Consider the following 23,280-nt stretch of genomic DNA (forward strand, 5'->3'; position numbering starts at 1 on the left):
GTTGGTCTTTCAGAGGGAGATACGTTTGCCATCGGTGAGTACGTTGAGAAGCGCTGCTCGTAAGGCATCTAGGTAGTTGTCAACATCTGCTTCGCTCTCAAGCAGGCCAGGAACCCCGGTGACACCGATCCTCTTGATGCTGACTGTTTGTTTTGCCAACCGTGGGGGTTGCGAGTCGACCTCTTCCTCCCGTACCACACGCAGCCCGGGCTGTTTTCCCTGCGAGGCACTCTCAAGGTCATCGATGATACGCGCATACTCTTCGTCCTCGAAAGCGCGAGCGATCTCATTGACCTCCGCAATTTGCTCCACGCCGTTGACGCGTCTACGCAAATCTGCGATACGCTGATCCACTTCCTGTTGCGCCTCAGCAGGAGCCTCTTGATAGATCTTGGTGCCACGCAACTGTTCTTGCCGGGAGACAAGAATCTCATCTGCTCGGGTGCGGTGCGCCGCAAGCTCGTCGTCGATCCTCGACCGAAGTGCGAGCACCGCCTCTTTCAGTTTGTTTGTCTTCGTGCCGCGGAATATTTCCGGATCGGCCAGTCCTTCAACCACGGCCGCATCGCTACTTTCAACGAGGTACGTCAAGTTGGTTCTATTCTGCTCCATGAAGGTTCTCGCATCATCATAGATCTTTCGTTGGCTCCCCTGATAGAAGGCGATGATCGGATCGATGATGTCTTCCTTTGCTTCCAACAGCTCGTCCGCGTGTGTGAACTCGGTCAGGTACCAGTCATCTTTCTGGCCAACAACCTTTTCAAGCAGCGTGATCGGCTTGTTGAGCTGGCTCATAAACGGATACTGCTCATCCGCAACTAGCTTCTTGAGGTCGTCAAGCTTCGCGCGAAGCTCCCTCGCTCCGAACTGTGCCAACTCCAGCGGATCCTTGGGAACCGTCGGATCATCAAAGAAATCCATGCAGAACTTGCGGAAGGCACCGACTTGCCGACTATCGAAGTCCTTTTGCAGAGTCACGACCGTATGACCATGCTTCTGTGTATTGCGCAACGCTGCCGCGGCTTCGCCACGCTTGAGTACATTGGAGTCCAGTGTGAGCGACGCTTTCGCGGTGCCCACCAGCCACGCAATAACTACCTCGATTGAGGCAAGGTCCCAGCCATATGGTTTGCCTTGAAAACAGTCGACAATTGACTTGACCGTCACCTGTTCGCCGAGATCGTCCCGTCGCAGTAGAAACGACTGAACTTCTTCTCCCGGCTGTCTGAGGAGTGAAAACGACGAAGCATCCAAAAGGCTGGCCCCATCCGGATACGTATAGTCAGCGATTTGCTGTTCGCTGTACGTCCGTCCCTCTAACAAAGCCAACTGGGTGTATGTGCGAGATATCAGCACCTGAAAAGCCTCGGCAACCCTCGCGAAAGCATCCTCCGAGGAGGATGGAATGTCGGCGGCATTGATGACCAGCGATCCGCTTCCGACCGCCCGGCGAACGCGCTCGACGAGCTCTTTCTCCCTCTCACCATTCTGGGTAGCCTTCACTTGTAGGATGCGTTGTTCATTCGCAGTGCTAGACGTGGAACTGGTCTGCTTGCGTTTGATGTATTTCTCAGTGCGAATTAGGAGCCGCAAGTCACTCATCACTCGCTCATCAGGTTCAAGCACCACCCGCAGTTCATCCTTGCCAGCCGAGTGCATCCGGATTTCTTCCGGGCTACCAGGATACTCGGGGCTAATAAAGTGCAACGTCAGTTCCTGCTGCTTGCCATAGACTTGATCATCGAGTTTAAAGCCGAAAGGGAAGTCCTGACCATTCTTCGTGTACCGGATCTTCGCGGTTCTGATGATGTCACCTGAGATGATCTTATTAAGCCGAGATGAGACTTCAGACGGATCGATGTCAACATTCTTGATCTCAGCCTCGATCGCCTGCTCCTCATCAGTTAGATACTCATACTCCTCTCCTGCACGTTGCACATAGTTCTGTGTTTCCAATAGAGCTAGGGAGGATTTAACCTCCCTAGCTAGATCAGGAAGATTGCGGTCAAAACCGTCGTAGACCAAGATCGTTAGGTTCCGCGCTGTGGGCTTGAAATCATCCACATACTTGACCAGGAAGAGGGTCTTGAGCAGTCGGATGGCTAATTCGTCATCCAGATTACGCTCAGCGACATCAATGGAACGCTGCGCCGCGGACTTCAAAGAGGCCCGAATACCTGCAAACATCTGGTCGAAACTGGCCAGCGCCCCAACTTGCTTGTCACCGACTTTCTTCACAACCTGTTGGACGACCGCGAGCATGGAACGCTCCCCTACCGAAGAGTTCCGCCCCTCGAATACGTTGTGGTCCGAGATTGACTCAATTGCCGATTGAAAGAGCGGGAACTGGTAGGAAACAAAGGGGTAGGTGCCAACAAAGTGATCCTGGTCGGCGTAGTTACGGTACCTCTTGGCGCCGTCGACAAAGTCGAATAGGGTCTTGAAGTTGGCCTTTTCTCCCGCGTAGAGGTCCTTCAACTGCTCCGCACCGACCTCGTTCTTCATCAGCAAGCGCTTCCGGATTACCTCTTCAACGTCGGCCGAGGTCAGCTTCACACGCGTGGCAAAGCGCGCTTGGATCTTGGAGAAGTCGTTGCCTTGAGACTTCGTACGATCACCTATCACCTTCTCCATATCCTCTTGACTGGTCACAAACACCCATGCCCGGCCCCGACACTTCGTGTTTAGAGACTCGGCAATTGTCTGCAAGTTGAGCATTAGCTGCGTATTCGACCCAATAAACTGCCCCACTTCATCCACAAAGAAGTTCAAGCGATAGCCCGAGGGCTGGCGATCTAGCCACGCCTTCACCTCTTCGGCAAAATCCTCAATTGAGACCTTGTACTCACTGCGGTACTTGGTGAGTATATTGGTCGGAGTGCCTTCACTCTCGCCCGTGATCTCTGCATAAGCCTTGGCAACATTGCCTTCTTCTAGCACGCCCTCTTCCCGACCATGCGCCCAGTCCCGGCCAGAGATCCTGGCATATGCGGCCTTGAATGCATCTAACTGACCGCGGTTGTCCAGATCGCGTTCGAAGCGAGCAACGTGGCCTTGGTTGCCGTAATAACCACGAGACTCATCGAATACCTTCACGAAGACTCTCAGCAGAGCATCCGTCTGGTCCTTTGAGATGAGGGTTGCCTTCTGGTCTATGTTGAACAGCAGGCTCTTGGCGGGAATGTGCTCCGCTTTCGCGAGAGAGGAGACAAGCATCTCATCGCTCTCAACCTTTGCGGTAATACTCCTGCTCACACTCGTGCGCGAGTAGTTCTGCCCTTCAACGTCACCCAGTAGGTGGGCGAGTATCTTCAGCAGATGTGATTTGCCGGAACCGAAGAAACCTGAGATCCACACACCGTTGGCATTCGTATAGTTCGTATACGCCTCGAGCAGGTTCCCCAGCCCGCCGGTGATCTCATTGGTCAGAACGTATTCGTCGACTTCGGTTTCCAGATGGTCGGCGTCGTCGGCCTTGATAACACCCTCAATGGGGCGCTGGACATTCTTTGTGAAAATCTCATTGAGCAGCATCTCGATCACGGTTCCTGTTCCAGAATGTTCTTAGCGCGGTAGTACTGATCATCTTTCAACCGTCCGAATAACACCAACGAGGAACCGAGAGTCTCGGATTGCTCGTAACGTCCGGGAAAGAACATCAGCAAGGGCTTTTTCACCACAGATTGCAAGTTGTTCAGCACACTGTGAGAACGGATGTAGGGGAACACTTCGCCTATACCAGTGAGAAACACGATGTCGGAGTCAGTATCAACGAGCTTCTTGATCTCAGGAGCAAGGTGAGCCTCCGGATCGAGCATGCCTTGCAGCAGTTCACGAAAGTCATTCTTATCCTGCTCAGGTTCCAAAGCGATAAGGCGCTCCCATACACCGCGCCTTTTAAGAATCTCAATTGACAGGTCGTATAGGTCGACCACACCAACCGCGATGCCTTCCTTCCGAAGTCGGTTGGCAATACGTTTGCGAGCCCCAGCTACCGCGATTGCATCCTCTGGCGCATAAGGGTAGATAAAAAACGGAACCTCGTTGGAGAGTCCCTCCCCTTGCAGGAAACGCGCACTCGACATGGCCTCAAAGAGGTGGTTCTCCTGAGAAGCGAGATCTGTAGGTGTCATCGTGTCGCCTCCACGGGAATGCGTATCGGCAGGAAGCGAAGGTCGCTCGGATTGCGAGCCTGAAGAAGATTCTGAACATTCTCGGAGGGAATTGCGTGTTGGATGAGCCCGCTCTCTAGGAGGCCCGCCTCCGTGAGCATACGGAACACATTCGAACGGAGCTTCTTGCGCGTTGATTCCCTGAGTTCCGTCAGCTCTGGATGCCACAATGCTTTGCCATTGACAAAACTGTCAAACTCGTCATGCCCAAGCCGCGGTGTGAGTAGAAGATAACGTTCGCGTACCACTTCTTCGGCGAAGTCCCCTATGAAGGCATAGCGACGGCAGGCCGCCACCCATAGAAGCAGACCGCGGTCGCTCGGACTAGCATCTACAAGAGCCGTAAGCTCGTCGATACTGAAGACGGCGAGACGTTGAACGGTTTCACGCGCCAGCCGGACAGCGGAGGAGGTAGTACGGGTTTGCAGCAGGTTCTGTTGCGTTAGCTGAGCGCGAGCATCTTGCCAGTCACGTAAATCCAGATAAAGAGCCGCTGCAATACATGCCTCACGCGCAAGGAGAGAACCACTAGTGAAAGACAAGGCGTAACGTCCGCGGTCACTGGTCTGCGATATCACATGGGACTCCTTCCAAGTTTGGCGCAATAGGACAGGATAGCGCACAGTCGGGCCACGCGGGTATCTTTGGAAGGTGCTGTATTGCCGAAGACTCAGGGCAGCGGGTGAAACGGCATGATTCGGAGAGATGTCACTCTCAGCAAGGCACACTGCCGATCGCCAAGACTCTGTCACGTCGTCCCCCAAATAATTGCCGACCACAACCGCTGTGGTAGCGATGCTCAGTCTACCGAGAATGATCTAGACTCGTAGCGGAGTCGCAGGAAAGTGAGCATGGTGAGTCCATTTGGACTCGTTTTCGCGTCGGAGGCTCTTGCTAGAGTCGCTGCATGAATACTTTTACACCGTTGCATAAGGCCCTGGGACTGCAACCCGGGCCACTGACAGATAGCATCTTGGACCAAGCAATCGAGGGACAGGTGGAAGAGGCCGAGGATCTCGATTGGAAACGGGAACTTCCACCGTCTAAAGGCATCGCGCAAACGGACGTACCCAAGGATATCGCTGCGATGGCAAACAGCGGCGGCGGAATGATCGTCTACGGAGTCGAGGAAGAATCCAAGGCTGCCACGGGGCGATGCGACGTCGGCGATTTCACTGAGCGGCATGAAAGTGCCTACCGCAGCGTTGCCGTCACCGCGATATCCCCTCCGGTCTTCGGCCTGGAAATCATAAAGCTTGGCAAACAAGGTCGCCGCGCCGTGGCGGTCATTGTACCGGCGAGCGTCGACGGTCCGCATCTCATTTACAAGGGCGAGTACTTTGGCGCACCAATCAGAAACGACGCTGATACGGTATGGATGCGGGAACGGCAGATTGAAACAATGTACCGTGCGCGATTCGATGAGCGCAGGCACGCAAACGAAGCACTCGACGAGTTATACGACGAGATCGCTCAGAACCGTGATGCGAGAGACCGCGCGTGGCTCATCGCAGTCGCACGTCCGCGCATTCCGGGCGTTCCAGAGCGACTGAGTCGGCAGGAAGCGCAGGCAATCTTTCGTGAAGCGGCAGGGATAACGCTGTCTTTTTCGCACAACAACGCCTGGCACCCATTGGAGGGGTTCAGAGCGCATGGCCGCAGCCAGGACTACGGCGTATGACTGTGTGGGGCACGTCTGCACGAGGGGAAGCAAGCCCAGAGAGGGACAAATACGAGACTTGGATGAGCGTACATTTTGATGGCACAGTTTCCTTGGCGTATGCCGTCAGTGGGCACCGACTGCCTTCCAGACTCAAAGATGTGCGTGAGCACGAGTTCCAGCCATGGGAGATTCATGGACGAACAATCGAGTGCACCGTTGCAGACTTCATGGCGCTCGTTCGTGCCACAAGTCGCGCTCTTCATCATGGCGAGTACGACATACAAGTCGGCGTCAAATGGCACGGAGTCAAACCGCTCACGCTTATTGCGTGGAATGCCTCGAGCCGAGACGGTGCTGAAGTCCCTACTTCGCTGAGATCCTTCACACCGATTCGATCAACCATAACCGCTTCCGCCACAGATACCGCTTTTCACCAGCAGGTCTACGAGATCGCACAAGACTGCATCAACCAAGGCGGTCTTACTAAACTCGTCTGTATCAAGCCACCGGAAGACGATAAAGCCCAATGACAACACGTCCTCGCGCACAGGATCCCCGCAAAGGGCTCTCGGAAGGCACACACCAGAACAGCCAATGAGCCCTCCCTACTGGAGCAGCGTTGTTCGTTGACCACGCATAGGCGAGAGCCCTTCAGCCCTGTCATGCTCCAGGAGAAAAGCAGACCACACATCACCGGCCCGCAGTTCCCCTCATCGGAGGAAAGGCCCATGATCGGCCACATACTGTGGGGTCATGGCCGCTCTTACACCCCGTTTGGCGTGCGTAGTCTCCGCGACAACCAGCCCGGCAACGGCTGTGCTCCTCATCGACTCCGCCTGAAACTCTCACGCCTGTGACTCCCGATCAATCATCGCAGAACGAGACCCATACCGGAGCTTCTCATACACCAGACGTCCGACACCTTCCCAAGCTGCACATGGAAACTGGTCCATGCGTGCAGCGCATACCAATCGGATAGCCACTCATCCGGCCTCTCTCAGGCTTGCCATTCGGAAGCACCGCTGCTGGAATGCGCCCTGTACATCGGCGTCGAATCCATCCAACACCGACAGCCGGATCATCCATCGCCCACGCAAACACCTCAAACGGCCGAGAAACGGAACCTGCTTCTTTCGGCCGTCCTCCGCTGTCGGTGGCCCCCGTCGTCGATCTCCGAGCTTCTTCGCGATGGCGAGGCGGGCGCTCCCCCGCCGTCGGTAGCCCCGCCGTCGGTAGAAAGACTCGCAACGGTGTAGCATCCTCGAGTCACTCGCAGGGCGCCGTGCCGCATGCCCAGCCTCGAGTACACCTGCAGTGCAAATCATCCGGGCCATTCGCGGGCGCAACACTGCCTGCCACGCCTCGACTCCCCCTCCGCACGATCCACCACCGATGCAAAATCTTCGGGACATCCCCAAAACTCCGCGGGGCTGATCACTGCGCGCTGCGGCAGCTGCGAAACCTTCGGGAAATCCCCAAAGTTCCGGGTTATTCGCGGAAAACTGGGGAAAACCCGGAGAATTCTCACCCTAGGTGGGAGAGCGTAGCAAAAAGCGGGACGTAGGCACCAACCGGAAGGTGGAAATTGCCATCTCATCATCCATGCCGAATCGGCACATAATCTTACGCTGCACCGCGCAGCTAATAAACCAACGTTGGAACACTGACATAACGCAGAAAAATCGGGGTGGAAGACGGGACTTGAACCCGCGACCCCTGGACCACAACCAGGTGCTCTGCCGACTGAGCTACATCCACCATGTGCCGCCGTTATGGCGCCAGGTAACAACTATATCCGACGCACGCCGCGCGCTCCGAATTGGCGCCTCGTGATACCGGCCACGGGCCCAGCAGGCCGCACTGTCATCTCGCCAGGCAGCCTCCGCCGCATCACCAAAATGCGCGCACGGCGATTGCGTCCGCGAACTTGGCCAGATGGTTGGGATCCGCCGATAGGTAGAGCGAAGCGTCGATAAGCGAAATCTCCATCACGTAGAACTCGTGCGCGTCCTCCGGCCCGCCACGCACGATATCCACTCGGTTGTAGAGCAGCAGCTCGTCGCGCCCGTTCTTCTCCGTGATATAGCCGTGCAGCGCCTGCCGGATCTCTTCACCCCAGCGCCATTCCTCCTCGTTCGCCGCCGAGGAACGCACAACATCTTCCTGCACTTCGTCAGCCGAGCGAAAACGCGGATGCAGCATGGCCTCTTTCTCCACCATGTAGGAGGCCAAGCCGTTCAGGTAGATCAGCGAGACCTCACCGGAACGGTCGATCTCCTCCAAGTACCGCTGCACCATCACCGAACGCCCGCGTGCCAGCTCATGCATGGCATGCCGAATCGCCTCGCCCCGCGACCTACCATCCGTCGCCGTATATCGGCCGGTCCCACGCCCGCCGGACGAGACCGCCGGCTTCACAACAAAATCACCGTAAGCCGGGAAACGCGTGTGCACCTGGTGCTTCGAATACTCCCGGTCCGGTTCGAACCACACCGTAGGAATCACCGGCAAGCCCCGCTTGGCGAGCTCCGCCAAATAGTGCTTATCCGAATTCCACTCCATCACGCTGGCCTGGTTCAGCAGGCGCGGAACAGACTTCGCCCATTTGAGGAAGTCTTGGCGCCGTCCGGCATAGTCGCGTACCGAACGCACGACGACGAGGTCCGAGGCCGACCAGTCCACATCGGGATCGCTCCAGACTTTGACTTGCGGCTCCATGCCACGTTCGCGCAGGGCATCTGGCAATCCCGCTTCGTCGTCGTCGAGCTGCGGTAACTGCGGGGAAGTAACGAGAGTCACGATTGGTGCAGACACACTGCCACTCTAACCGAAGTTCCGAAGGCGCGGGGCCAACCGCTCGATTTCCTGTCAATACCTCCACATGGCAATACCCTCATGTTGCGACGAGCCCACCACGCACCCACACCGGGCTGTTCAAACCTGCAGTGCCTTCACATCGCCAGAAGACCACGCTCGTCATGAACCCGGCCCTTGCGGCGCACAACGCCGCAACATCGCAACGAGACCATCGTCGCTCACTCCTGCGCCCGCAGCATCTGCCCCAGCGTCGTCGCCCGCGCACCTACCCGCGAGGACGCCACCACGGCCAAGCACACCGTCACGAAAGATGCCGTAACCACAATCCCGATCGCTTCCCAAGGAGCGCGCGGCAGAGCCTCGCTGAAGGGGACGGCAGAGGCCAGCCCCACCAGGTAGACCGCACCTACCGTGATCGCCACTCCAAGCAGCGCCGCCACAAGCGAGTGAATAACACCTTCCAGCACCTCCGCCACCAGAATCGTGCCATGGCGCGCCCCGGCCGCCGCAAGCAGGGCACCATCGCGCCGCCGCTGCCCGGCACTCATCGCGATAATCGCCACTCCTCCAGTCCATGCCACCAACAGCGCCGGGCCAAACATGGCGAGGAAACCCTGCGCGGTGACCCCGCTCATTCCGAAATTCCGCCCGGAATACAGCACCCCCACCAGGCCCATCGCCAGCGCAAAGGGCAACACCGTGGCACTAGAGCGGGACGATTCCACGGCGCACGTCCTCCCAGCCACAAACGCTGCGACCCAGGAACGTGGGATAAGGCGAGCGGCCAACCTCTCCAGCAAAGGCACACACCACCGTACGAGCAAGAGAACAACACACATAAAGGCCAATGCGGCGGGCATGGCCGCACTGATTACTTCGTCACTGCCGGCAACGCCATCGCGAATAGCCATGTACGCAGCAACAATCCCCGCGCACAGCCCGGCGAGGAGTAGCAATCTACCGAGAACTCTCCACAGCGAGCCCACGCGGCTACCGCCCGCCGATTCGCCGCGCAGCAATAGCGATTCACGCGCCCGCGCGCAGCGAGCGGCACTCCACCATCCTCCAAGCACAGCCACCGCTGCGGTGAAGAGCACCGCCCAGCATAGCGCTGCCGGCGGAAGCTCGGGAACTGTCTGCGGCGGTGCCACCCGTTCCGAGATCAACATCGGCACGAGTACATGCGCAAGCCCATATCCGAGCGGTACACCGACAAGGCCGGCTATACCACCCAGGATCGCCAGTTCACCGAGTAAGGTTGCACGTACAGCTCCCGGGCGCATTCCAAGTGCCCGCCACAATCCAAAATCGCGAGTGCGCATCTCCACAACGCGCGACGCCGTCGAGCTCAGCACGCTGATAGCACTCACGCCTACTGTTATCAGGCAGAACACCGTGAGGGGCGTGGTCGAATAGCTCTCGTCCGCGTACCGGGCAATTGCCGTCTCCATCCCCTGGCCGGCTGCGAACTGACCGAAAACGCAGGCTCCGGCGACGACGGCGACCACAAAGGTCCAGAGCCACATGCCCGCGTGATGGCGCAGGTCAGTAATGAGTAGGCGAATCATGCAGCACCTCCCGTGGGCAAAGCGACAGAAGCATTCCGCGCCGCAAGCACCGCGCGCGCAATCGCCCCGGCGTCGCCACCATCTACTTGCTCAATCAGACGCCCGCCATCCATCACCAGTGCGCTCTCGGCCCGGGCCGCCGCTGCGGCGTCGTGTGTCACCATGAGAACCGTTGTTCCGGCAGCAGCCAGCTCGGCGAACCAGTCCAACACCGCCCCCGCAGAGCCAACATCCAATGCCGCCGTCGGCTCATCGGCGAAGACGATGGCCGGGCGAGAGGCCAACACGCGCGCGATGGCAACCCGTTGGCGTTCCCCGCCGGAAAGCTGGCCAGGTAGCCTCCGTGCCAGTTTCCGCAGCCCTACGCGTTCCAATGCGCGGTCGACGTCGCTGCCCGGCAGTGGGCGATGGCGCAGTCGGCCAGGCAACGCCACGTTGTCTCGCACCGATAGGCTCGTCACCAGATTGTCGTCCTGAAACACGAAACCGACGTGTTCGGCCCGGAAGTCAGCCAATCCACGCGGCCGCAGCCGCGTGATCTCGGTGCCGAGCAGATGGACGCTACCGTGGTCTGGAACGTCCAGCCCGGCGATGCACTGCATCAACGTGGATTTCCCACAGCCGGAGGCACCGACCAGGGCCGTATACGATCCCGCCATCAACTCGAAACTCACCCCGTTGACGGCGGTCACCTTGGCTCTCCTTCCCGGCACACGGAAGGCACGGGTCAGATCGACAATTGCTACCGCCGGTGCCTCGCCACCAGAACCTCCACGGGGATCTCCGGGAGGACCGCTCTGCGCAGACGCCTGCGAGCCAAGCGGAGCTCCTCGCGGGATGCGAGGATTCGAGAGCGCCGCAGGCACCCCATCCTCCGAGGAGCCAGTTTCCTGCTGCCAGTTCTTGGCCTGGCGTTCGCTGCGGCTCTTGGTCCGTGAATGACAGCCGCCAGTCTCGCCGTCGCTAAGACCCCGAACCTTGCGTTCGCCAAGAGTTCCAGTTTTGCGCTCGCGGCGGCTCTTGGCCCGTGAATGGCCGGAACTCAGTGCCTGCCGATCAGTAATCCAACGATTGACATATAGATTGTCGCGTCCTGTTCGCATGTCGCGATTCCAGCCCGCGCGAAGTGAACAGTCATTGGCTCCCTCTCCCGTCTTTCCAGGTGGTGCTGGCACCACCTCCTTGGGGTGGTGGCCGGAGTGTCAGCGGCACGGCTCCCCAGTAGCATCGAAATATGAGTGTTGAATCCTCCGCATCCGGGGTAACGCCGGTGACTGATCCCGCCGTCGGGCAATCCGGCACCACCAAGGTGCGCCCCGGCCCCGCTGCCGACACAAGCACCAAACACTTGACTCCCCGTGCCGCGCATCCGCGTCGCAACACCCGGCGCTGGGCCCTGATCTTGAGCGAGTTCTTACGCGCGGTGCTCTGGATACCCCTGGTCATCGTCCTCATTCCCGCCGCGCTGGTATTCCATCTCTCCATACCTCTGGCCGCCGAAGCACAGCGCGCACTCGCCCGTAGCCTCGGTATCGACGCCCCGTCGCGTCGGCCCTCCGCCACTGCGCGCGGTGCCTGGCTGAGTTCGCGAGTCACCACCGGAGAGTTCTGGCGGCAGGACCTCCCCCTCTGCCTGGGCAGCATCGTGCTGACAACAATCGATTTCTTCGTTGGTTTCGTAGGCCTCATCGCGGCATCCACAAGCCTCGCCCTACCTTTTGTCGTCTCTCCCCAGCGTCCAGCCGAGGCGTGGCGGTACAGTTTCACGAGTTTCGAGCAGTGCTGGTGGTTCTTCCCAATCGGCCTCGCCCTCCTCGCTGTGGTATCCATGGTGTTCCTAGCGGTGGGCAGGCTGCGCGGCCGATTCGTCACGAACCTGAGCACCGACCCGAACAGCGAAGAAATGCAGGCACTGACACAGCAGGTGGGAGATCTTTCCCGCGGACGTGCAACGCTGGTAGATGCCTTCGAAGCGGAACGATCCCGCATTGAGCGCGATTTGCACGACGGCGCCCAGCAAGAACTCGTCGGAGTAACCATGGCGCTCGGTCTGGCGCGCGTCCACTTGGAGGCCGCGCGGCAAGCGTTCGCCGCGAACCCCGTAGACGATCCCTCGTCTCCCCAGGACTCCACGTCATCATCGGACACGTCCGTTGTGCTCACTGCGGCCTCCGATCACTCACCCGGCGAAGCTGCCGACATTGCCACCGTGCTGATGCCAGTCCTCGCCGACATAGACGCTGCTCAAGATCGCGCCGAGGCTGCACTGCGAGCGCTGCGCGAGACTGTGCGCGGTGTTCGCCCCGCCATGCTCACCGAGCGCGGCCTGGCCGCCGCACTGCAGGAGCTCGCCTCTCATTCCACTCCCCCGGCCGCCTGCGACATTACCGGCGACGACGCTGCAATCTCCTCCCCCGTTGCTACCACCGTTTATTTCGCCGTGGCCGAGGCGCTTACCAATGCTGCCAAACACTCCAGCTCAAGCGACGGCGCGCAGATAACACTCGTCTGCAATGCCTTCGAAGTGTGCGCCGTTGTTTCCGATAACGGACGCGGTGGCGCTAACCCCGCTGCGCCAAGCGCCACCGGGTTGCGTGGAATCATCCAGCGGGTGGAAAGCATGGGGGGAACAGTTACCATCGACTCGCCGATTGGGGTAGGAACCACGGTGACCATTACTGCCCCCACCACGCCACCATGGCGCGACTAAGCGCGTACGAATGGCATGATTAACGCCATGAGAATAGTGCTTGCCGACGACGCCGCCCTGCTGCGCGCCGGGTTGGCCGCTCTCCTAACCGGAGCCGGGCACGACATCGTCGCCGAAGCGGCCGACGCCGAGCAGTTACGCTCAACCGTGCGGGAACTGGGAGCAGCGGGAGCACTGCCGGATATCGTCGTCACCGATGTTCGTATGCCTCCACGCAACGCCGACGACGGCTTGCAGGCAGCGCTCGAACTACGCCGCGAGTTCCCCGGCCTACCCGTTATTGTGCTCAGTGCTTACGTGGCTGGACGTTATGTGCAGGACCTACTAGACAGCGCGAGCGGCGCTGTTGGCTATCTTCTGAAAGAACGCGTAGGCAGGGTGTCGGATTTTCTCGGCTCGCTGGATCTGGTGGCGGCGGGTGGCGTCGTCGTCGATCCGGAAGTCGTCTCCCATCTCATGCACGCGAATACGGCCGGGGCAAGCTCCGGACCGCTTGCGCGCCTGACCGCCCGGGAGCGGGAAGTGCTCGCGTTGATGGCGGAGGGTCTCTCCAACTCGCAGATCGCCGAGCGCCTGGTGGTCTCCAGCGGAGCAGTGGCCAAGCATGTGGCCAACATCTTCCAGAAGTTGGACCTTGTCCCCAGTGAGGAGAATCGGCGCGTCAGAGCCGTTCTCGCCTGGTTGCAGCGGGAGTGACGAGGCCAGCGGCTATGAACAACCAACTCCCGTCGCTCGGCGGTACCTGCAAACGGGCGAGTTGCGGCGCGAGCGATGAAGCAGGAGGCTACGAGCCACGCCGAGTAGACACTCTTATTCTCAGTGTCAAAATCCCGTCCAAACGAGAACCTCCCGGTCTCGCCGAAGCGCGAAATCCGCATAATTCCGCCATTCTTTAAATTGAGTCAATCCAGATTAGCTCCGTTTGGACGGGATTTGGACATCTAAGCTCCGGAGCGTAGCCCCGCCCACGCAACACCAAGACTAGAGCCACGAGATGTGAGCACCATCCACCCCTAAACCACGACCCGCAGCAACGCATTCTGTCCGACCTCTTAGCTACCCCCAACCAACTAAAACAGCAACAAAACCGCACCACACCAACGAAAAACCCCACCAAAACAACACAGAATGACCTACAACCCAACGGACCAGCCCACCTCGACACCACCATCAACACCCACACACCCTGGGAAGACAACATCTCAATACACAAAGGCTGGGCCGGACGCCACCAAAAGTAACCCCAACATGCCGACAATAGACCCACATTCTGTCCATTAACCCGCCTTTAAGCCCCCGGCCCTGGCAAAACAACGCCGAAGGCCCCGGGGTTCCTCCGAACCGCGGGCCTTCGCCTTCTGTACACCGCCTGGGACTCGAACCCAGAACCCACTGATTAAGAGTCAGTTGCTCTGCCAATTGAGCTAGCGGTGCGCGCCAAGAAAAGAGCATACTCCCTGCTCCGGTTACCCGGCAAATCGACGGGCGTGCGGCGACTGTGAAGTCCTACACACGGTTCATTTGCCGTTGATCAACGTTGTTATGTCGGTGGCGTGTGGCACGCTATAAGGGTGTCAAACCAGCCCAGCGCCACCCAACCCAGCGCTTTGAACCGTGCCCTCGACCGCCTTGAGGACGAGTATGGAACCGCTCCCAGCGCCGACGCCGTCTACGACGCCTTCACCGCCTGGGCCGCTTCCACCGGGCGCCCGCTCTATCCGCATCAGGAGGAGGCGCTGTTGGCGGCACTGACCGGTGACCACCTCATCGTCGCCACCCCCACGGGATCAGGTAAGTCTATGGTGGCGCTCGCCGCGGTCTTCGCCGGGCTTGCCGCTGGGCGCACCGCCTACTACACCGCCCCACTCAAGGCGCTTGTCTCAGAAAAGTTCTTCGAGCTGATCTCCGTCTTCGGCGCCGATAATGTCGGCATGGTCACCGGCGATTCGTCAATCAACGCGGATGCTCCGGTGGTGTGCGCAACGGCGGAAATCGTCGCCAATATCGCCCTGCGTGAGGGCGACGATGCCGGGATCGGTATCCTCGTACAAGATGAATTCCACTTCTACGGTGATCCGCAACGCGGCTGGGCCTGGCAAGTTCCGTTGCTCGAACTGCCCTCCACCCAGCAGGTCCTTCTCTCCGCAACCTTGGGAGACACCAGGTTTCTCGCCTCTGACCTTGAAAAACGCACTGGCCGCGGCGTGACGACCATCGCCGATGCGCCGCGTCCTGTTCCCCTGGCCTTCTCCTATTCGATGGAGCCTTTGGGAGAACTGATCAAAGAACTCACCTCCACCCACCGCAGCCCCGCCTATATCGTTCACTTTTCTCAGCGGGATGCGGTCAGCCAGGCGCAGGCTCTCCTCCCCCTCAGCCTGACGTCCAAGGAGCAGCGCGCGCAGATCGCCACCACCATCGGTCCCTTCCGCTTCGGCAGTGGATTCGGTCAGACGCTGTCGAAACTGCTACGCGCCGGGATCGGAGTTCATCACGCCGGTCTACTGCCTCGCTATCGGCGCTTGGTGGAACGCCTTACCCAGGCCGGTCTCCTCCAGGTCATCTGTGGCACGGACACCCTTGGCGTAGGCATTAACGTTCCCATCCGCACCGTCGTTTTCACCTCGCTGTCGAAATTTGATGGCAGCCGTTCCCGCCACCTCACCGCCCGTGAGTTTCATCAGATTGCGGGCCGGGCGGGCCGAGCAGGTTTTGACACCGCCGGCGAAGTCATTGTGCAGGCACCCGAGCATGAAATCGAAAACGCCCGCGCGCTGGCCAAGGCAGGCGATGACCCGAAGAAGCTACGAAAGATCGTTCGCCGCAAGCCTCCGGAGGGAGCCGTGCTCTGGTCGAAGAAGACTTTCGAGCATCTGCGCGACGCACAGCCGGAGACCCTTACATCGCATATGCGGGTCAACCATGCCATGGTCCTCAATATCCTGCAGCGCCCCGGCGACGCCGTCGCCGCCGCAGTCAAACTCCTCACCGATAATCACGAGCCCAAAACCGCCTCGAATCCCCTACTCCGCCTGGCGGTTGAAATCTATTCGTCGCTGCATGCCGCCGGCGTACTGACCCATCACGATCTACAGTGGCAGAAAGAGCATCCCGGCGAATCCGCAGTCGACTTCGCCCGAGAGGTCCCAGAAGATTTCGCACTGAATTCACCTCTTGCGCCCTTCGCGTTGGCAGCGCTGGACATGCTCGACAAGGACAGCAAGGACTACGCTCTCGACGTACTCTCCATCATGGAGGCAGTACAGGAGAACCCCACCCCTGTTCTTTACGCGCAACAGCGCGCCGCACGAGGCGAGCTCATCAATCGCCTGAAGGCCGCCGGGGTCGGCTACGACGAGCGGATGGCCGAGGCCGATGCGATCACCTGGCCGCAACCCTTGGGTGAAGAACTACACGCGGCACTGGAGATCTATCGGCAGAGCAACCCGTGGGTGGCCGATTACGAGCTCACACCTAAATCGGTGGTACGCGAGATGATTGAGCAGGCCATGACCTTTTCCGAACTGATCTCCCGCTACGACCTGGCGCGCTCCGAAGGCATCGTGCTGCGCTATTTGACGGACACCTATAAGGCGTTGCGGCAGACCGTGCCACTGGAGGCGCGCACCGCCGAGGTTGATCGGATAACCCAGTGGCTCGGTTCCTTGGTGCGCTCCGTCGACTCCTCACTACTGGACGAGTGGGAGGCGCTGCGCGACGGCAAGGTCGTCAGCAACGAAATCGCCGCCCGTTCCGCCGACGCCGACGGGGGTACCCGCGAACTCGCGTTCGGTGCCGACGCCGACGGTCACATCGCCTTCACCCGCAACCGTCACGCGTTGCGCACCGCCGTGCGTAACGCCATGTTTCAGCGTGTTGAGGCGATCCAGCGCGAGGATTACGAACTGCTGGACGAACTGGCAGGTCCGGCGCTGTGGCCCGGCGCGCCTGTGTGGGACGGGGATGCCTGGGCCGACGCCACCGATCCCTACTTCGACGAGTATGAGGCAATCGGGATCGATACCGCCGCGCGGGGCGCGCACTTTCTGCAAGTCATCGACAATGTGGATGCTGCCGCGCTCGTGGACGCCGGAGTGCCGGAGGAAGCCGTGGAGAGTCTTCTTGCGGGGCACGGATCCGGGCGGCTCTGGTTGGTCCGCCAGATTTTCGACGATGGCGTGGGAGATGGCTCCTGGGGATTCTGGGGTCTGGTGGACCTCGACGCCTCTGATCTGGAGAACCGCGTGCATGTGGATATAGTCTCGGTTGGGGAACGGTAACAGCCCGCAGGAGAGGCACGAAGTACACAAGAAGAAGAGCACAAAAGATGGTAAGGAGCACAACGACGAACAGCGAAACGGCTCGCGCAGCGGCAAAGAACAGCGAAACGGCTCGCGCAGCGGCAAAGAACAGCGAAACGGCTCGCGCAGCGGCAAAGAACAGCGAAACGGCTCGCGCAGCGGCAAAGAACGGCGAAACGAATTGCTCCACGGCGAAGAAGATGGAATCAACATCATCCACGTCCATTGGCGCAACCGACACGGCGACGATATCAGCACGAAGGACGCCGAGTGGTGGCGCCTCAACGCCACAGTCGGCAGGCGCACCACAACCGACAGACGCACCACAACCGACAGGCGCACCACAACCGACAGGCGCGCCACGACCGGTAGCCGCGCCATCGCCACCAGCGACCGCGCTACAGCCAGACGACGCGCCCCTGCCAGCGGGCGCGCTCGCGCACGATACAGCGGGTTCTATACCCCCTCTCAGCGACATCCCGCAACGCTACCAACGCCTGCGTGACCGGGTGTTGGCGGCCGAAGCCTCTGCCGGGCGGGAAGCCGGATCTGTCAGCATTGAACTGGCCGCAAAGTACCAGGCCCCCGAACGAGTTCTTGCCGCCTTGAGCGCGGGGGCAACTCTTTTCGGGCATAACATCATTCAACAGTTGGAGACATCCGAAGAGGCATTGGCTGCGGCCAATGCCTCAGCGCATCGCACGCATGTGATTGGACACGTGCAAAGGAACAAGGCGGGCAAGGCTTTGCGCTATGCCCAGTGCATTGAGACGCTTGACTCCTTCGATCTGGCGCAGCGGCTTGACCGCCTGCAGGCTCGACGTAGGGAAGAAGGCGCGGCGCGCGAACCGTTTGATGTGATGTTGCAGGTCAACTCCTCCGGCTCCTGCTCGCAGTTCGGAGTGATGCCCACTGCCATACCGGAGCTGGCTGGGAAGGTCGCCGAACTGCAGAATCTGCGCATCATCGGGTTGATGACCATAGGCGCCCACACCGATAACACCGCTGAAATTGCGCGTTCCTTCCGGGTGGTGCGCGAACTCGCCGAAGAATTGCGAGCAAACGGCCTGCCCACGGTCACGGAGCTTTCCATGGGGATGACGCAGGATCTTGAGATCGCAGTGGCCGAGGGCAGCACGATTGTGCGCGTCGGAACCGCAGTGTTTGGGCCTCGGCCCGCCGCCTAACCGGCGAGGTCTGGAGGCGAGGCGCCGGGCCGCGTCCTAACTCGTGCATCTGCGAGGACTCGTGCCACGGGCCGAGCGCGAGCTACCCGGTCAGGCCGACTACGAGCAAAGGCACAGCAACTACCGGGGACGCGAGCAACAACCCGGGCGCGCAGGCAACGCCGGGGATTAGCACGACGGGGCCGTATATCTAGTCAGTGACTATGGATTTGTTCCGCGTTTTTCGCTGATATCCGGGGTTTTCAAGGAGGCGTACGAATAACCCGGAGCAGATCCATAGCACCCACATTGATGACCGTCATGGCCGCGCCACCCGCCAACAACCCACCGGAGCAGATCCATAGCACCCCTGCATCAATTGCCGCGCAGGCGACGCCACCATCTACTCCTATGAATAAACCCGGAACCGACCCACCAGATTCAGTCACCACCTCGCAGAGTACCGGGATAGCGACTTGCACCCAGAGGTGATACCGGCAGATCGATCTCGCTTCCATCCGTCACCTTGGTGATCCAGGCGCAGATGCATCGGCATGTCAGCGCCTGGATCACGTACAGCCGTTAGTCGCTGCCTTCCGGCCCCTCCGTCGGTCCCTCCGGATGAGGTTCTATACCCGCACGCATGAGGCCAAACTCGTATCCCTCGGTCAGCGCTTCCCATGAGGCTTCGACCACGTCCGTGCCAATTCCGACGGTACGCCATGTGCGTTGCCCATCGGACAGTTCGATGAGTACTCGCGTCGTGGCCGCCGTTCCTTGATGGGTATCCAGAATGCGCACCTTGAAGTCAATGAGCTCGATACGTGTTAGATCAGGGTAAACGTTCTTCAAAGCTGTTCGCAGAGCTTGATCCAGGGCATCGACCGGGCCTACTCCTTCGCCGACGCGTACCAGGCGTCGTCCGCCGGCGTATAGCTTCACGGTCGCCTCGGAGAAGGTATCGCCCGCTGAAGCGCGCCCGCGCACAGTGGAGATATTTGATCGCCATGCCTCAAGACGGAAGTAACGTGGCCTGTTACCGAGTACCTCACGCACCAAAAGCTCAAAGGATGCATCCGCTGCGTCATAGGTGTACCCAGCCGCCTCGGCCTCCTTCACGCGTTGAGTGATAGCGCTCAGCTCGTCGGGACGCCCTGCCAGATCCACACTGAATTCGCGCGCCTTCAGCTCGATCGACGCCCGGCCCGCCATATCGGAGACGAGCATACGCATATCGTTGCCGACGCCGCATGGATCGGTATGCTGGTACAGGTCCGGGTTAATGCGAATCGCGGAGGCGTGCAATCCAGCCTTATGTGCAAAGGCCGAGGACCCCACATACGGTTGCCGTGCATAGGGCGAAATATTCGTGATCTCCGAGGCGGCATGTGAAACCGCTGTCAGCGCGGCGAGCTGCTGTTCGCTGACCACCTCATAGTCCGTCTTCAGCGCCAGATTGGCGATGACCGTCAGCAGATTCGCATTGCCAGTACGCTCGCCGTAGCCATTAATTGTGCCCTGCACTTGGCGGCAACCGGCCTCGACTGCGGCAAGCGTGTTCGCGACGGCGCAGCCGCCGTCGTCGTGCGCGTGGATTCCCAGCAGCGGATCCGTGATTCCGCGTACCGCCAGGCGAGAACGCAAATCGGTAACCGTTGCACTGATATGGCCGGGAAGTGAGCCGCCATTGGTGTCGCAAAGGATCACCGCCTCGGCTCCCGCCTCGAAGCACACCGCTACAACCTCACTGGTGTAATCGGGGTCGAAACGAAAACCATCGAAGAAATGCTCGGCGTCAATCATCACGCGCCGACCTTGGCCCAGCAGGTACTCCACCGAGTCACGGGCCATGGCGAGATTCTCCTGCGGCGTCGTTCGTAGCGCTTGTTCGACATGGCGAATATCCGACTTAGCCACCAGCGTTATAACACTCGCGCCGGAATCAAGCAGACCCTGGATCTGGCTATCTTCCGCGACCGGCACTCCTGCCTTGCGTGTTGACCCGAATGCCGTCAGCGCTGCGGTAAGCGGCACTTCGGAAGCGGCACGGTAAAACTCCGTGTCGCGCGGAATCGCTCCCGGCCAACCTCCTTCGATGTAATCGGCGCCGATGGATTCGATCAGTGGCAGCAGCGCCAGTTTGTCGGCCACAGAGAGGTTGACCCCCTCCTGCTGAGCGCCGTCACGTAACGTCACGTCGTAGACGTCGATTTTCATTCTTTTCCTTTCGGCAACACCGACTGCACTGCGCGTGCAGCACGGCATGGTCCCCGCGAGGACCTGAAACCTGCCAAGTGCTCCCCGATCAGCAGCATACGAAGCATGCGGGCGTGAGATATACCGGCCGTACTCGGCATGCGGGCCGCCCGGACCGCTGTGCCCGCCCGGAGCTTGTTCCTGCGACACCCCGGCTGAACACACCCCACAGGGAACACGCCTCTCACCTGGCGCTTACTGCGCCGCATGCCCGCCATCGCCATGGGTTCGGCAACCCGTAACATACTCTCACGCCAAGCGATATAACCAGCCGAACCGATCTTCCGTCTCGCCAAGCTGAATGGCTGTCAACTCATCGAAAATGCCACGTGTCACCGTGTTCTCCGGGATGTCCACGTGGAATCCCTTGCCCGTGAGTGCACCAATCGCGGTCACCACCGCCGCCGTTCCGCAGGCGAACATTTCCGCCACATCGCCCGCGGCGATGGCATCAAGCAGCCACTGGAGGGAGATCGTCTCCTCGGAAACCGACCGTCCTTGCTCCCGCACTAGTTGAATAATCGAGGCGCGTGTTCCACCCGGGAGGATGTTCCCCGTGAGTTTCGGCGTCTTCAGAGAGCCATCGGCCATGACGACAAACACATTCATGCCACCCAGCTCATCGAGATTCGTGTTGGTGGCTGCGTCGAGGAAAAGCACCTCGTCGTATCCACCGTCGTGCGCCGCAACCTTCGGCAGCAGCGACGCCGCATAATTGCCTCCGGTCTTTACATCCCCCATACCGCCGGGCCCGGCCCGGTGATATGTTTCCTCCACCCACACGTTGATGGGTTGGAACCCGTGAGTGAAATAGGGCCCCGAAGGCGATGCAATCACCAAATACTCATAGCTCGTGGACGCACGCACCCCAAGGAAGGCTTCCGATGCGAAGACGAAAGGGCGTAGGTAGAGGGAGGAGCCGGGCGCATCGGGAACCCACTGGGCGTCCGCCCGCACTAGGCCAATAAGTGAGGCGACGAAGTCCTCATGCGGCAGTTCCGGAATCGCTAGACGCCGATTGGAATGATTGAGCCGTGCGGCGTTATATGTGGGTCGGAAGGTCCACACCGATCCGTCGGCGTGACGATAGGCCTTCAGCCCCTCGAAAACCTCTTGCCCGTAATGCAGCACCGCTCCGGCCGGATCGAGACTCAATGGACCATAGGGTTCGACGACCTTGTTATGCCACCCGTTTCCGACCGTCCACGTCGCATGGGCCATATGGTCGGTGAAGTCTACGCCGAAACCGAGGCGTTCCAAGCGCTGCGCACGCTCCGCGTCGGATGCCGGATGCGGATGAGGCTGGAGCGCCCATGCTCCAGCCAGCTCGTCCGCACTTGGCACTGCCACAGCAGCAGCTAGTTCAAGATCCGTTGGTGTATGAGTCGATGTCATGACAGTCCTTCTTCTTACGACTGTCTTAAGCTTACTCATATCTCCCGGACCGGGCGGGAAGGGCCGCATGACGAACCTTTGCAGGAGATCTAACCACTCGGGCAAGCCCTGCACCACGCTATCGTGCGGCGGTGCCCGTATTGAGCATATGGCCCGCGCTTCACGCCAAGCGCGCAGCGATAGCAGTACCGATCTCCACCGTTGATCGAGTCAAGGGCTGACCGGCAGCCGCCGCTTCCGCGCGTGCCGCCATATCGGCGTCGACCGCGGCCTCTATCCGCCGCGCACAGTCCGTATGGCCAAGATGATCCAGAAGTAGCGCCACGGATGAAATCGTCGCCGTCGGATCCGCCTTCTGCTGACCGGCGATGTCAGGAGCCGAACCGTGAATAGGCTCAAACATGGAGGGGAACGCGCCATCCGGATTGATATTGCCGGAAGCGGCGAGTCCAACTCCACCGGTGACCGCGCCCGCTTCGTCCGTGAGAATATCGCCGAAAAGATTGTCGGTGACGATGACGTCGAACCGGCCCGGATCCGTCACCAAAAAAATGGTGGCGGCGTCCACATGCAGATAGTCGACGGACACTTCGGGATACTCGGCGCCGACCGCTTCAACGGTACGGCGCCATAGATCGCCGGCGTTGACCAGCACATTGTGCTTGTGCACGTATGTCACCTTTTTGCGCGGGCGCGCGGCGGCCTTGGCGAAACCGTACCGCACCACGCGCTCCACGCCATAGGCTGTATTTACCGACACCTCGGTGGCGATTTCCTGTGGTGTCCCCTTACGCACGACACCACCATTGCCGCAGTACAAGCCCTCGGTCCCTTCTCGCACCACGAGGAAATCGATGTCGCCCGGGTTGGCCAGCGGCGTCGGCACGCCCGGGTAATACTTGTTCGGGCGCAGATTGACGTAGTGGTCGAGGGAGAAGCGCAACTTGAGTAGCAGCCCCCTTTCCAGCACTCCGGAAGGCACCGACGGGTCACCCACGGCGCCGAGCAGGATGGCGTCATGCTTCTTTATCGACTCGAGTTCATCATCCGGGAGAACTTCACCCGTGCGATGCCAACGTGTTGCGCCCAGGTCGTAGGTGGTGGTGCGCACGGACAGGTCACTGCCCGCGAGCGCCGCATCAAGAACCTTCAGGCCTTCGGCCACCACTTCGGGGCCAATACCATCACCGGGGATAACGGCCAGATCAATACTGCGAGTCATGCACTTACCT

Annotated in this window: 16 protein-coding genes and 2 tRNA genes; 6 read left to right on the plus strand and 12 right to left on the minus strand. The window is 60.0% G+C overall.

The window, feature by feature from the left end; translation table 11 throughout:
* Window positions 1–9: 9 nt before the first annotated feature.
* The 3 genes from brxC to DDD63_RS08625 are packed head-to-tail and all read right to left on the minus strand — an operon-like array spanning window position 10 to window position 4,750.
* Window positions 10–3,534, minus strand: a complete 3,525-nt coding sequence (gene brxC, locus DDD63_RS08615; RefSeq protein ID WP_108716712.1) for a BREX system P-loop protein BrxC — start codon at window positions 3,532–3,534, stop codon at window positions 10–12.
* Between the two features lie 5 nt (window positions 3,535–3,539).
* Complete coding sequence (locus DDD63_RS08620) at window positions 3,540–4,133, minus strand: DUF1788 domain-containing protein (protein WP_108716026.1); 594 nt, start codon at window positions 4,131–4,133, stop codon at window positions 3,540–3,542.
* A complete protein-coding gene (locus tag DDD63_RS08625) occupies window positions 4,130–4,750 on the minus strand; it encodes a DUF1819 family protein (protein WP_108716027.1) in 621 nt (206 codons plus the stop codon). The genes DDD63_RS08620 and DDD63_RS08625 overlap by 4 nt, the downstream gene beginning before the upstream one ends.
* 329 nt (window positions 4,751–5,079) lie before the next feature.
* Here DDD63_RS08625 and DDD63_RS12525 point away from each other — a divergent pair, with 329 nt between their 5' ends.
* Together DDD63_RS12525 and DDD63_RS12530 are read left to right on the plus strand one after the other, a co-directional pair.
* Entirely contained in the window at window positions 5,080–5,853 is a 774-nt protein-coding gene (locus DDD63_RS12525) for an ATP-binding protein (RefSeq protein WP_205647223.1), read from the plus strand.
* A 62-nt stretch (window positions 5,854–5,915) separates the two neighbouring features.
* The gene (locus DDD63_RS12530; RefSeq protein ID WP_205647225.1) at window positions 5,916–6,365 is read left to right on the plus strand and encodes a hypothetical protein; all 450 of its coding nucleotides are present in this window, start codon (window positions 5,916–5,918) and stop codon (window positions 6,363–6,365) included.
* A 1,155-nt stretch (window positions 6,366–7,520) separates the two neighbouring features.
* On the opposite strand, the gene DDD63_RS08635 is transcribed toward DDD63_RS12530, so the two are convergent.
* The 4 genes from DDD63_RS08635 to DDD63_RS12535 all read right to left on the minus strand — a co-directional run bounded on the left by DDD63_RS08635 (window position 7,521) and on the right by DDD63_RS12535 (window position 11,323).
* Window positions 7,521–7,594 (minus strand) — tRNA-His (locus DDD63_RS08635).
* 131 nt (window positions 7,595–7,725) lie between these two features.
* Window positions 7,726–8,649 carry a glutathione synthetase gene (locus DDD63_RS08640; RefSeq protein ID WP_108716028.1) on the minus strand — a complete coding sequence of 308 codons (924 nt, stop codon included), beginning with the start codon at window positions 8,647–8,649 and terminating at the stop codon, window positions 7,726–7,728.
* 221 nt (window positions 8,650–8,870) lie between these two features.
* Complete coding sequence (locus DDD63_RS08645; RefSeq protein ID WP_108716029.1) at window positions 8,871–10,220, minus strand: ABC transporter permease; 1,350 nt, start codon at window positions 10,218–10,220, stop codon at window positions 8,871–8,873.
* On the minus strand, window positions 10,217–11,323 hold the full coding sequence (locus DDD63_RS12535; protein WP_205647227.1) for an ABC transporter ATP-binding protein: 1,107 nt from the start codon (window positions 11,321–11,323) through the stop codon (window positions 10,217–10,219). Before DDD63_RS12535 ends, DDD63_RS08645 begins: the two co-directional genes overlap by 4 nt.
* Before the next feature lie 131 nt (window positions 11,324–11,454).
* Between DDD63_RS12535 and DDD63_RS08655 the strand changes: the two genes are divergently transcribed.
* A complete protein-coding gene (locus DDD63_RS08655; protein ID WP_108716030.1) occupies window positions 11,455–12,930 on the plus strand; it encodes a histidine kinase in 1,476 nt (491 codons plus the stop codon).
* A gap of 27 nt (window positions 12,931–12,957) precedes the next feature.
* On the plus strand, window positions 12,958–13,626 hold the full coding sequence (locus tag DDD63_RS08660) for a response regulator transcription factor (protein WP_108716714.1): 669 nt from the start codon (window positions 12,958–12,960) through the stop codon (window positions 13,624–13,626).
* 665 nt (window positions 13,627–14,291) lie between these two features.
* Here DDD63_RS08660 and DDD63_RS08665 read toward each other — a convergent pair.
* Window positions 14,292–14,364 (minus strand) — tRNA-Lys (locus tag DDD63_RS08665).
* Between the two features lie 137 nt (window positions 14,365–14,501).
* Between DDD63_RS08665 and DDD63_RS08670 the strand changes: the two genes are divergently transcribed.
* Together DDD63_RS08670 and DDD63_RS08675 are read left to right on the plus strand one after the other, a co-directional pair.
* Window positions 14,502–17,210, plus strand: a complete 2,709-nt coding sequence (locus DDD63_RS08670; protein WP_108716031.1) for a DEAD/DEAH box helicase — start codon at window positions 14,502–14,504, stop codon at window positions 17,208–17,210.
* 47 nt (window positions 17,211–17,257) lie between these two features.
* Window positions 17,258–18,418, plus strand: a complete 1,161-nt coding sequence (locus tag DDD63_RS08675) for a YggS family pyridoxal phosphate-dependent enzyme (protein ID WP_240611232.1) — start codon at window positions 17,258–17,260, stop codon at window positions 18,416–18,418.
* Between the two features lie 242 nt (window positions 18,419–18,660).
* Here the strand turns inward: DDD63_RS08675 and DDD63_RS08680 are convergent, their stop codons facing one another.
* From DDD63_RS08680 to DDD63_RS08695, 4 genes are all read right to left on the minus strand, one after another.
* Window positions 18,661–18,915 (minus strand): hypothetical protein, encoded by a 255-nt coding sequence (locus tag DDD63_RS08680; protein ID WP_108716032.1) that lies wholly within the window; start codon window positions 18,913–18,915, stop codon window positions 18,661–18,663.
* A gap of 64 nt (window positions 18,916–18,979) precedes the next feature.
* Window positions 18,980–20,614, minus strand: a complete 1,635-nt coding sequence (gene cimA, locus DDD63_RS08685; protein ID WP_108716033.1) for a citramalate synthase — start codon at window positions 20,612–20,614, stop codon at window positions 18,980–18,982.
* 288 nt (window positions 20,615–20,902) lie between these two features.
* On the minus strand, window positions 20,903–22,048 hold the full coding sequence (locus DDD63_RS08690; RefSeq protein WP_108716034.1) for a branched-chain amino acid aminotransferase: 1,146 nt from the start codon (window positions 22,046–22,048) through the stop codon (window positions 20,903–20,905).
* A 160-nt stretch (window positions 22,049–22,208) separates the two neighbouring features.
* Window positions 22,209–23,270 (minus strand): 3-isopropylmalate dehydrogenase, encoded by a 1,062-nt coding sequence (locus tag DDD63_RS08695; RefSeq protein WP_108716035.1) that lies wholly within the window; start codon window positions 23,268–23,270, stop codon window positions 22,209–22,211.
* Between the last annotated feature and the right edge of the window lie 10 nt (window positions 23,271–23,280).

It is taken from the genome of Actinobaculum sp. 313 (assembly GCF_003073475.1).
Lineage (GTDB): Bacteria > Actinomycetota > Actinomycetes > Actinomycetales > Actinomycetaceae > Asp313.

Coding starts and splice junctions, on each gene's coding strand:
- DDD63_RS08620 (WP_108716026.1), bottom strand. CDS start 4,133: ATGACACCTACAGATCTCGCTTCTCAGGAGAACCACCTCTTTGAGGCC.
- cimA (WP_108716033.1), bottom strand. CDS start 20,614: ATGAAAATCGACGTCTACGACGTGACGTTACGTGACGGCGCTCAGCAG.
- DDD63_RS08680 (WP_108716032.1), bottom strand. CDS start 18,915: ATGGAAGCGAGATCGATCTGCCGGTATCACCTCTGGGTGCAAGTCGCT.
- DDD63_RS08660 (WP_108716714.1), top strand. CDS start 12,958: ATGAGAATAGTGCTTGCCGACGACGCCGCCCTGCTGCGCGCCGGGTTG.
- DDD63_RS12535 (WP_205647227.1), bottom strand. CDS start 11,323: ATGCGAACAGGACGCGACAATCTATATGTCAATCGTTGGATTACTGAT.
- DDD63_RS08695 (WP_108716035.1), bottom strand. CDS start 23,270: ATGACTCGCAGTATTGATCTGGCCGTTATCCCCGGTGATGGTATTGGC.
- DDD63_RS08655 (WP_108716030.1), top strand. CDS start 11,455: ATGAGTGTTGAATCCTCCGCATCCGGGGTAACGCCGGTGACTGATCCC.
- DDD63_RS12530 (WP_205647225.1), top strand. CDS start 5,916: ATGAGCGTACATTTTGATGGCACAGTTTCCTTGGCGTATGCCGTCAGT.
- DDD63_RS12525 (WP_205647223.1), top strand. CDS start 5,080: ATGAATACTTTTACACCGTTGCATAAGGCCCTGGGACTGCAACCCGGG.
- DDD63_RS08675 (WP_240611232.1), top strand. CDS start 17,258: ATGGTAAGGAGCACAACGACGAACAGCGAAACGGCTCGCGCAGCGGCA.
- brxC (WP_108716712.1), bottom strand. CDS start 3,534: ATGCTGCTCAATGAGATTTTCACAAAGAATGTCCAGCGCCCCATTGAG.
- DDD63_RS08690 (WP_108716034.1), bottom strand. CDS start 22,048: ATGACATCGACTCATACACCAACGGATCTTGAACTAGCTGCTGCTGTG.
- DDD63_RS08645 (WP_108716029.1), bottom strand. CDS start 10,220: ATGATTCGCCTACTCATTACTGACCTGCGCCATCACGCGGGCATGTGG.